The sequence below is a fragment of the Paracoccus angustae genome, assembly GCF_042648745.1.
GTDB lineage: Bacteria > Pseudomonadota > Alphaproteobacteria > Rhodobacterales > Rhodobacteraceae > Paracoccus > Paracoccus angustae.
This window is the reverse complement of sequence record NZ_JBHRXY010000032.1, coordinates 20,240-30,161: the sequence shown is the minus strand read 5'-3', so window position 1 is coordinate 30,161 and position 9,922 is coordinate 20,240. Positions and strand designations below refer to the sequence as shown.

12 protein-coding genes are annotated in these 9,922 nt (G+C 69.0%); 11 read left to right on the top strand and 1 reads right to left on the bottom strand.

What is annotated here, in order from left to right; translation table 11 throughout:
- From ACFOM8_RS19135 to ACFOM8_RS19090, 10 genes are all read left to right on the top strand, one after another.
- Window positions 1-122 (top strand): DAK2 domain-containing protein (locus tag ACFOM8_RS19135; protein ID WP_377763572.1); only part of this gene is annotated, 122 nt, incomplete at its 5' end.
- A 137-nt stretch (window positions 123-259) separates the two neighbouring features.
- Window positions 260-1,306, top strand: a complete 1,047-nt coding sequence (locus ACFOM8_RS19130) for a 4-hydroxythreonine-4-phosphate dehydrogenase PdxA (protein ID WP_377763861.1) — start codon at window positions 260-262, stop codon at window positions 1,304-1,306.
- Window positions 1,307-1,362: 56 nt separating this feature from the next.
- A complete protein-coding gene (locus tag ACFOM8_RS19125; RefSeq protein WP_377763859.1) occupies window positions 1,363-2,355 on the top strand; it encodes a tripartite tricarboxylate transporter substrate binding protein in 993 nt (330 codons plus the stop codon).
- 60 nt (window positions 2,356-2,415) lie between these two features.
- Window positions 2,416-2,928: a tripartite tricarboxylate transporter TctB family protein gene (locus tag ACFOM8_RS19120; RefSeq protein ID WP_377763858.1), complete on the top strand. Its 513-nt coding sequence runs from the start codon at window positions 2,416-2,418 to the stop codon at window positions 2,926-2,928.
- Window positions 2,929-2,939: 11 nt separating this feature from the next.
- Window positions 2,940-4,445, top strand: coding sequence for a tripartite tricarboxylate transporter permease (locus ACFOM8_RS19115; RefSeq protein WP_377763857.1), 1,506 nt, complete (start codon window positions 2,940-2,942; stop codon window positions 4,443-4,445).
- 10 nt (window positions 4,446-4,455) lie between these two features.
- Entirely contained in the window at window positions 4,456-5,838 is a 1,383-nt protein-coding gene (locus ACFOM8_RS19110; RefSeq protein WP_377763855.1) for a Gfo/Idh/MocA family oxidoreductase, read from the top strand.
- Between the two features lies 1 nt (window position 5,839).
- Window positions 5,840-7,078, top strand: coding sequence for a 3-oxo-tetronate kinase (gene otnK, locus ACFOM8_RS19105; protein ID WP_377763854.1), 1,239 nt, complete (start codon window positions 5,840-5,842; stop codon window positions 7,076-7,078).
- A complete protein-coding gene (otnC, locus tag ACFOM8_RS19100) occupies window positions 7,075-7,722 on the top strand; it encodes a 3-oxo-tetronate 4-phosphate decarboxylase (RefSeq protein WP_377763852.1) in 648 nt (215 codons plus the stop codon). Before otnK ends, otnC begins: the two co-directional genes overlap by 4 nt.
- A 52-nt stretch (window positions 7,723-7,774) precedes the next feature.
- Window positions 7,775-8,017 carry a type II toxin-antitoxin system Phd/YefM family antitoxin gene (locus tag ACFOM8_RS19095; RefSeq protein ID WP_377763851.1) on the top strand — a complete coding sequence of 81 codons (243 nt, stop codon included), beginning with the start codon at window positions 7,775-7,777 and terminating at the stop codon, window positions 8,015-8,017.
- On the top strand, window positions 8,014-8,388 hold the full coding sequence (locus ACFOM8_RS19090) for a type II toxin-antitoxin system VapC family toxin (protein WP_377763850.1): 375 nt from the start codon (window positions 8,014-8,016) through the stop codon (window positions 8,386-8,388). The genes ACFOM8_RS19095 and ACFOM8_RS19090 overlap by 4 nt, the downstream gene beginning before the upstream one ends.
- Here the strand turns inward: ACFOM8_RS19090 and ACFOM8_RS19085 are convergent.
- Entirely contained in the window at window positions 8,361-8,807 is a 447-nt protein-coding gene (locus tag ACFOM8_RS19085; protein ID WP_377763849.1) for a GntR family transcriptional regulator, read from the bottom strand. The genes ACFOM8_RS19090 and ACFOM8_RS19085 overlap by 28 nt on opposite strands.
- 95 nt (window positions 8,808-8,902) lie before the next feature.
- Between ACFOM8_RS19085 and ACFOM8_RS19080 the strand changes: the two genes are divergently transcribed.
- The gene (locus ACFOM8_RS19080) at window positions 8,903-9,901 is read left to right on the top strand and encodes a bile acid:sodium symporter family protein (RefSeq protein WP_377763847.1); all 999 of its coding nucleotides are present in this window, start codon (window positions 8,903-8,905) and stop codon (window positions 9,899-9,901) included.
- Window positions 9,902-9,922 lie beyond the last annotated feature (21 nt).

Sequence of the window (9,922 nt, the reverse complement as noted above, 5' to 3'; positions counted from 1 at the left end):
AACTGATCCCCCGGCTGGGCCGCGCCCGCCCCCTGGCCGAACGCAGCCTGGGACACCCGGACGCCGGCGCCGTCTCGTTGGCGCTCTGCGCAAGGGTCGCAGCCAAGGCCCTCGCGGAATAAGAAAAAAGGGGGGGGCGTTCCAGCGCCCCCCTGTCCAAACCGGCAACTGCATCCCGCCCGAAAAACCTGGATCCGATGCAAAATGCTGTATACAGAATGTTACATAGAGGATGGAGAATCGGGAAATGCGCATAGCCTTGGCAATCGGTGACGCCGGTGGCGTCGGCCCGGAACTTGCGGCAAAGCTGCTGGCCGATCCCGCGATGGCGGACAAGGATGTCGTCGTGGTGGGCGATGCGAGCGTGCTGAAGATGGGCGCGGACCATGCCGGCGTGACGCTGGATCTGCCGGTGGTGTCCGCGGACCAGGCAGGCAGCCTGCCCCCGGGCCACGTTCTGGTCGATCTGGGCAACATCCCGGCGGGCACCGTGACGCTGGGCCGGTCAAGCCCGGAAGCCGGGGCCGCGTCCTTGCAGAACTTCGCCGCCGTGCTGCGGCTGGCCCGCGCGGGCATTGCCGACGCGGTGATGTTCACGCCCTTCAACAAGCATTCCATGCGCCTGGCGCGTCCGGCCTATGTGGACGAGATCGGCTTTATCGACCGCGTGCTGGACACCGACCGTTCGGGCCGCGAATTCAACGTCCTGGAAGAGGTCTGGAACGCCCGCGTCACCTCGCACATCCCGTTGAGCGAGGTCGCATCCCGCATGAGCGTCGAGCGGATCCTGGCCAGCCTGCGCCTGACGCACGAGACGATGACCGGCGCGGGCAAGCCCAATCCCCGGATCGGCGTGGCGGCCCTGAACCCCCACGCGGGCGATGGCCGCAACTTCGGGACCGAGGATGACGACATCATCGCCCCCGCCGTGGCCGCGGGCGTGGCCGAGGGCATCGACGCCAAGGGTCCGATCCCGTCCGACACCGTTTTCGTGCGCGCCATCCGCGGCGAATTCGACGCGGTGCTGACCATGTATCACGACCAGGGCCAGATCGCGATGAAGCTGATGGGCTTTGATCGCGGCGTGACGCTGATCGCGGGCTACGGCTTTCCCATCGTCACTCCGGCCCATGGCACCGCCTTCGACATCGCGGGCAAGGGCAAGGCCGACGGGGGCGCCACGCTGCAAGCCGCCCTGCTGGGCGCGCGCCTGGCCGCGCTGAACCCCGCCCGCGACCGCCGGACGCTGCCCGCCGACTGGGCGACCTCTGGCGTCGGGGGGGCGGCGGCGCTGGTCGCCGAATAGCACCGTTTTCCCGGTCCCCAGCCGGGGGCCGGTTCATTCCGGAGGAGGAAAAATCCATGACCAAGACCAAGACCGGCCTTCTGGCTGCGACCGCGCTGATGCTGGCCGCGCCCGCCTTTGCCGAATGGGCGCCGACGCGGCCCGTCGAATTCGTCGTCGCATCCGGCGCGGGCGGCGGCACCGACAACTTCGCCCGCACCATTCAGGCCGTGCTGACCCGCGACGGCATCGTGGAACGCCCCATCGTGGTGCTGAACAAGGGCGCGGGCTCGGGCGCCGAGGCGTTTCTTTATGCCCGCCAGAACGAAGGCGACCCGCACAAGCTGATCTTCGGAACCAACAACGTTTATCTGCTGCCCCATGTCGCCAAGCTGGCCTACACGGTCGAGGACTTGCAGCCGGTCGCGGCGCTGGCGTTGGACGAATTCCTGATCTGGGTCAAGGCCGACAGCCCCTACCAGACCGCCATGGACCTGGTGAACGCGGCCAAGGAAGCCCCCGGCACCATTCCCTTTGGCGGCAGCCAGTCCAAGGACACCGATGAAACCCTGGTCGCGCTGATCGAGCAGACCACCGGCGCGGACTTCAAGTACGTCCCCTTCAACGGCGGCGGCGAGGTCGGCGTGCAGCTGGCCGGCGGCCATGTCGCGGCGAACGTGAACAACCCCAACGAGAACGCGGGCCAGTGGCAGGCCGGCGCGGTCCGCCCGCTGTGCGTCTTCGCCCCGCAGCGCATGGCCGAAAGCGCGCCGGTCAGCGGCGACATGGGCTGGCACGACATCCCGACCTGCAAGGAGCAGGGCCTGGACATCGAAAGCTACCAGATGCCGCGCACCGTCTGGCTGCCCGCCGGCACCGATCCCGAGGTTCTGGCCTATTACCAGGACGCGCTGCAAAAGGTCGCCGACAGCCAGGACTGGAAGGACTACCTTGCCAAGACCTCGCAATCGGCATCCTTCCTGACCGGCGAGGAGCTGGCCAAGTTCATCGAGACCAGCGAAGCCAATGCCGTCAAGGTCTTCGAGGCCGAGGGCTGGACCGCCCAGTAAGACGCCGATCGGTCTGCGCCGGGTTCCGGCGCAGGCCATGACCACAAGGGGAGGGGGACCATGACCGTCAAAGTCTTTCATGCCGAACTGGGCACCGCCATCGCCACGGGGGCTCTTGGCCTTGCGGGGGCGGTCGGCGCGACCGAACTTGGCTATGGATGGGAGGAAAGCGGCCCGCAGCCCGGCTATTTTCCCTTCTATGTCGGCCTGATCCTGATCGGCGCCAGCCTGTGGAACGGGGTCGCGGCCTTTGTCCGCCACCGCCAGGCGCAAGCCCACCTTGCCGGCGGCGGCGACGCCGAGGAACCGTTCCTGGACGGCGAACGCGCCCGCCGCCTGGGCGTCTTTCTGGCCGCCCTGCTGGCCTTCGTGGTCCTGACCCTGACCCTGGGCATCTATGTCGGCTCGATTCTGTACATCACCTGGAGCGCGTGGCGGCAGGGCGGATACCGCCTGCCCCTGGCGCTTGGCGTGGGCGCGGGCTTTGCCGTCGCGCTGTATCTGATCTTCGAGGCGATCTTCAAGATTCCGCTGCTGAAGGGGCCGATCGAGCCGCTTCTGGGCATCTACTGAGGGGCGGGCACATGGCAAACTTCGATCTTCTGATGCACGGCTTCGGCATCGCCGTCACGCCGATGCACCTGATGCTGATGGTGGGCGGCGTCTTGATGGGCCTGATCGTGGGCGTCCTGCCCGGCCTCGGCGCGCCGAACGGCGTGTCCTTGCTGATCCCGCTGACCTTCGCGCTGGACCCGACCTCGGCCATCATCCTCTTGTCGTCGATGTACTGGGGGGCGCTGTTCGGCGGTTCCACCACCTCGATCCTGTTCAACATCCCGGGCGAGCCGTCGTCGGTGGCAACCACCTTCGACGGCTATCCCCTGGCGCGGTCCGGGCAATCGACGCGGGCGCTGACGCTGGCGTTCATGTCGGCGGGCTTCGGCGCGCTGCTGGGCGTGATCGTGATCACGCTGCTGGCCGGATGGGCGTCGAACTTCGCGCTGAAATTCGGCGCGCCCGAATATTTCGCCGTCTATTTCCTGGCCTTCGCCGCCTTTATCGGCATGGGCAGCGCGGCGCCCATGAAGACGCTGGTGTCGCTGACGGCAGGGCTGCTGCTGGCGTCCGTCGGCATGGACAGCGTGACCGGGGCCATCCGCCTGACCTTCGGGTTCGAGGATCTGCTGGGCGGCATCAGCTTCCTGGTGGTCGTGATCGGCCTGTTCGGCATCGGCGAGCTGCTGTCCACCGTGCAGGAAGGCCTGCGCTTCCGGGGCGTGGCGTCCAGGATCGACCTGCGCGACGTGTTCAAGACCATCGCGGAACTGCCGCGCTACTGGGCGACCTATATCCGGTCGGGCCTGATCGGCATCTGGATGGGCATCACGCCGGGCGGCCCGACGGCGGCGTCCTTCATGAGCTATGGCATCGCCCGGTCGTCGTCGCGCAAGGGCGCCGCCTTCGGCACCGGCCGCCCGGAAGGCATCGTCGCGCCCGAGACCGCCGACCACAGCGCGGGAAGCTGCGCCATGCTGCCGATGCTGGCGCTTGGCGTGCCGTCCTCGGCCACCGCCGCCGTGATGATGGGCGGGCTGATGATCTGGGGCCTGACGCCGGGACCGATGCTGTTCCAGACGCAGCCCGATTTCGTCTGGGGCTTGATCGCCAGCATGTACGTGTCCAACATCGTGGGCGTGGTGCTGGTGCTGGCCACCGTGCCGATGTTCGCGGCCCTGCTGCGCATCCCCTTCACCATCATCGGCCCGATGATCGTGGCGATCTGCTTCGTGGGCGCCTATACGGTGTCCAACGCCACCTTCGACCTGTGGCTGGTGCTGCTGTTCGGCCTGGTCGGATACCTGTTCAGCCGCCTGGATTATCCGCTGGCCCCGCTGGTCCTGGCGATGGTGCTGGGCCACAAGGCGGAAAACGCCTTTCACCAGTCCATGGTCCTGTCGGACGGGTCGCTGGGGATCTTCTTCTCGAACCCGCTGGTCAGCGGCATCATGGCGATCGGCATCGCGCTTCTGGTGCTGCCAAAGCTGGCCTCGCTGGGATCGCGCTTCCGTCGCCGGGTTCCGGTGGAGTAAGGAAAACATCATGAACCATCATCGCTATTTCGCGGGCCTCGGCGCCCGGACGGTCGAATGCGCCATTGTCGGCACCGGCGGCTTCGGGCGCAGCTTTCTGGCGCAGGCGCGGCATGTCCGGGGCTTGACCTGCCGCGTGGCGGTTGACCGCGATGCGGCGACGGCGGCGGGGGTGCTGGCCTCGGTCGGGGTGTCCGACATCGCCGAATGCACGGATGCGGCGGCCGCGCGGGCCGCCTGGGACGCGGGCCGGGCCATCGCCGCCGCCGATCTGGCCGTGGTGGCGGACCTGCCCATCGACGTGGTGCTGGAGGCCACCGGCAACCCCGAGGCCGGGGCGCGCCATGCGCGGCTGGCCATTCAGGCGGGCAAGCATGTGGTGATGGTCACAAAGGAAACCGACAGCGTGGCCGGCCCGATCCTGGCGCGCATGGCGGCGGAAAAGGGCGTGGTCTGCTCTCCCATCGACGGCGACCAGCCGAGCCTGCTGATCGGGCTTGCGACCTGGGCGCAGGTCTGCGGGTTGCGCATCGTGGCGGCGGGCAAGTCCAGCGAATACGATTTCGTTTATGATCCCGCGACCGGCAGCATCGCCAGCAATGGCGTCACGGTGGACGCGCCGGGCTTCGGCGACTGGCTTGAGGCGCGCGGCCGTTCCTGGCCCGAGGTCGTGGCCGCCCGTGCCCGCCTGGCAAAGCTGCCGCAGCGCGCGGTTCCCGACCTGTGCGAGATGGTGGTGGTCGCGAACGCTTTGGACATGGCGCCCGACCGCCCGGACTATCACGCCCCCATCGCCCGGATCACCGAACTGGCCGACCTGATGGCGCCCGCCGCGGACGGCGGGCTGCTGACCGGCAACGGCCAGCTTGACGTGTTCAACTGCCTGCGCCTGCCGGGGGAACCCTCCTTCGCGGGCGGCGTCTTCGTCACCGTCGCCTGCGAGGACGACGAGACCTGGGCCATGCTGCGCGACAAGGGCCATGTCGTCGCCCAGAGCGGGAGAACGGCGATGATCGGCCTGCCGCGCCACCTGCTGGGAATGGAGGCCGCGACCACCGTGTTCGAGGCGGCCCTGCTGGGCGTCTCGTCGGGCGCGGAACGCCCGCATCCCGTGATGGACCTGACGGCGCGGGCCGACGCCGACCTGCCCGCCGGGTCGCTGCTGGTGGCCGAGGGGCATCACCACACCATCGCCCATGTCTCGGGCCGGATGACGCCCGCCCGCGCGCTGTCGGACGCGACGCCGATCCCCTATTACCTGCTTTCGGGCCGCCGCCTGAAGCGTGACGTGCAGGCCGGGCGGATGATCCTGTGCGGCGATGTGGATCTGGATACCGGCTCCGAACTGTTCCGCCTGCGCGCGGCGCAGGATGCCGTGACGGATTGGTCCTGACATGCTGCTGGGCTGCATCGGAGACGACTTCACCGGCTCGTCCGACCTGGGCAACACCCTGGTCAAGGCCGGGATGCGGGTGGTGCAATATTCCGGCACGCCGTCCGCCCCCGCCGCCCCGGATGTCGAGGCGGGCATCGTCGCGCTGAAGTCGCGCACCATGCCGGCAGCGGACGCCGTGCGCCTGTCGCTGGAGGCGTTGGACTGGCTGCGCGCCCAAGGCTGCAAGCAGTTCCTGTTCAAGTATTGCTCGACCTTCGATTCCACGCCGGCGGGCAATATCGGCCCGGTGGCCGAGGCCCTGGCGGATGCCCTGGCTGCCGACCGGGTGATCTTCTGCCCGGCCTTTCCGGCGGCGGGGCGGACGGTTTATCAGGGCCACCTGTTCGTGGGCGGCCGCCTGCTGTCGGAAAGCGGGATGGAGAACCATCCCCTGACCCCCATGACCGATCCCGACCTGCGCCGCTGGCTGGGCCATCAGACCCGCGAGGGCGTGGGCCATATCCCCGCCGCGACGGTCTGGCAGGGGGCCGACGCCGTGCGCGCGGCGCTGCGGGCGCAGCCGCACCGCCTTGTCGTCACCGACGCGATCCGCGACGAGGACCTGTCCGTGCTGGGGCGGGCCGTGGCCGATCAGGCGCTGCTGACCGGCGGGTCGGGCATCGCGCTTGGGCTGCCCGCGAATTTCCGCGCCCGCGGGCTGCTGTCCGCCGAAGGGCCGCAATGGCGCGGCCAGTCCGGTCCGGCCGCCGCCTTGTCGGGTTCCTGCTCGGGCGCCACGCGGGGGCAGGTCGCCCGCCACGTCGCGGACGGCCACCCGGCGATGGACATCGACCCCGAGGCGGTGATGGCCGGAACCATGACCGCCCGCCGGGCGGCGGATTGGGCGCTGTCGCAAGGGGGCCTGCCGCTGGTCTATTCCTCGGCCGACCCCGGCGCCGTGCGCGCCGTGCAGGCCCGCCACGGATCCGAGGCGGTCGCCCGCAAGCTGGACGCCTTTTTCGCCGAAACGGCCCGCCTGCTGGTCGCGGGCGGGGTCACGCGGCTGATCACCGCGGGCGGCGAGACCTCGGGGGCGGTGGTCGAGGGGTTGGCGGTCGAAAGCCTGGAGATCGGCCCCGAGATCGACCCCGGCGTTCCCGCGATCCGGGCGGGCGACAATCTGGTGCTGGCGCTGAAATCCGGCAATTTCGGGGCCGAGGACTTTTTCGCCAAGGCCGCCGAAAGGCTGGCCCGATGAGCGAGTCCCGGCTTCGCGAACGGATCTGCCTGCTGGCCCGGTCGCTGTTCGACCGGGGGCTGACGCATGGATCCACCGGCAACATCAGCGCCCGGACCGAGGACGGCGGGCTGCTGGTCAGCCCCACCGGCACCAGCTTCGGCCGTCTGGATCCTGCCCGCCTGTCGCGTTTCGACGCGGCGGGCAACCATGTCGGCGGCGACAGGCCCACAAAGGAAATGCCGCTGCACAGCGCATTCTATGAAACCCGCAACCGCACGGCGGCGGTGGTGCATCTGCATTCCTGCCATTCGGTCGCCTGGTCCGCCCTGCCCGAGGCGGACCCCGAGGACTTCCTGCCGCCCATCACCCCCTATGCCTTCATGCAGCTTGGCCGGGTCAAGCTGCTGCCCTATTTCCGCCCCGGCGATCCGGCCATCGGCGAGGCGGTGCGCGGCCTTGCGGGCAAGCGGTCCGCCGTGATGCTGGCCAATCACGGCCCGGTGGTCGCCGGACTGGACCTGGAGGCCGCCTGCAACGCCATCGAGGAACTCGAGGCCGCCGCCCGGCTGGCACTGCTTCTGCGGGGCACCACCCCCGCCATGCTGACGCCCCGGCAGGTCGCCGAACTGGTGCGCATCCATGAGGTGGCCTGGGGCGAATGACTTGCACCGAAGCGGATGTTGACCTACATTCTGGTCAACAAGGGGGTGCGCCATGCAGATCGCCATTGCCGAAGCCAAGGCCCAGTTCGCCGACCTCATCCGCCGCGCCGAGGCGGGCGAGGAGATCGAGCTGACCCGCTATGGCCGCCCGGTGGCGCGGCTGACGGCGTTTCCCCGGCGCGCCAACAATCTGATCGGCTGCGCCAGGGGGCAGGTCCGCTTGCCCGACGACATGAACGACGGCGACGACCAGATCGCCCGCCTGTTCCAGGACAGCGGCATCCTTCCTGAATGAGGCTTCTGCTGGACACCCACATCGTCCTGTGGGCGATGGCGGACGATGCGCGCCTGTCCCGCGCCCTGCGCGACGCCATCGCCGGGGCCGAGGCGCTGTTCATCAGCGCCGCAACCGTGTGGGAGGTCGCGATCAAGGCGTCCCTGGGCAAGCTGGACGTGCCCGCCGATCTGTTCGACCGCGCTCTGTCCGCAGGCGCGCAGCCCTTGCCGATCAGCTGGACCCACGCCCGCGCCGTGGCGGAGCTGCCGCCCCATCACGCCGATCCCTTTGACCGGCTGCTGATCGCGCAGGCCCGGACCGAGGGGCTGGCGCTGGTTTCCGTCGATCGCCAGTTCGGGGCCTATGACGTGGCGCTGCTGGGCGGCTGACCGCTGGCAAACAGCACCTCGCGCATGGCGATGCGCAGATGGGCGCGCATGATGCTGCCCGCCAACGGGCCGTCGCGTTCGTAAAGGGCCGCGACCAGCGCGCGGTGTTCGCAGACCGACCGCTGCTGCCGGTCGGGGCGGGCCAGCTGCACCCGGCGCATCGGCGCCAGCCGCTGCCGCAGCCCGTCCGCCAGGCGGGCCAGTTCGCCATTGCGCCCCAGGCGGCAGATCCGGTCGTGAAAGTCGAAGTTCATCTGCGGATAGGCGGCAAGATCCGCCTCGGCCATCCGCTGCACGTCGTTTTCAAGCGCCGGAAGATCGGCCAGCAGCACGCGCTGCGCGGCAAGGCTGGCGCAAAGCGCCTCGATCTCGGCCAGGGCTTCGAACAGGTCCAGCAGCAGGTGGGGCATGGGGGTCATGGCGTCGTCCCGCTGAAGATCGTCATCCTTTTGCCCTTGGACTGCCCATGCCCGGGCCATATAGGCAGAGACAGCTTAACAATCAGAGAATCGCCATGTCCTTGCGCAGGGCCGAGGCCGTTCTGGCCCGATTTGGCTTTGACCGCTACATGCTGCTGCTGGTGCTGACCGTGGTTCTGGCCACCGTGCTGCCCGCGCGGGGGACTGCGGCGGCGGTGCTGTCGCACGTGACCTATTGGGTGGTGGCGCTGCTGTTTTTCCTGTACGGCGCCAAGCTGACCACGGCCACCATCGCGGCGGGGCTGACGAACTGGCGGCTGCAACTGTCGGTGCTGGCGCTGACCTTTGCGCTGTTTCCGGTGCTGGCCCTGGCGCTGAAGCCCGTGTCCATGCTGTGGCTGCCCGCCGCCGTGGGGGTGGGCTTCCTGTATATCGGCTGCATGCCGTCCACGGTGCAAAGCTCGATCGCCTTTACCGCCGTGTCGGGGGGCAACGTGGCGGGGGCGGTCTGCGCGGCCTCGATCTCGAACCTGATCGGGGTGGTCCTGTCGCCCTTGCTGTTCGCGGTGCTGATCCCGCAAGGGTCGGGATACGGCATCGACCCCTCGGCCATCTGGAAGATCGTCCAGCAGATCCTGCTGCCCTTCGCGGCGGGCCAGCTGTGCCGGCCGCTGCTTGCGGGGTTCCTGAACCGGCACCGGACGCCCACGATGATCGTGGATCGCGGCTCGATCCTGCTGATCGTCTACGCGGCCTTCTCGGCAGGCGTGGTGAACGGCATCTGGCAGGTGATCTCGGCCGGGTCGCTGGCGATCCTTGTGGCGCTGTGCCTGGTTCTTCTGGCGGTGGCGATAGGGGGCGCGATGCTGATCGCGCGGGCGGCGGGCCTGAACCGCGCGGACGCGATGGCGGTGCTGTTTTGCGGATCGACGAAAAGCCTGGCGACCGGCCTGCCCATGGCGGGGATCCTGTTCGCGGGCCAGGACATATCCTTGATCATCCTGCCCTTGATGCTGTTCCACCTGCTGCAACTGGGCGTCTGCGCGATCATCGCGCAGCGCACGGCCGGACGGCTGGATCTGCGGCCGGCCTGACGATTGACAGCCGGGCGGCCC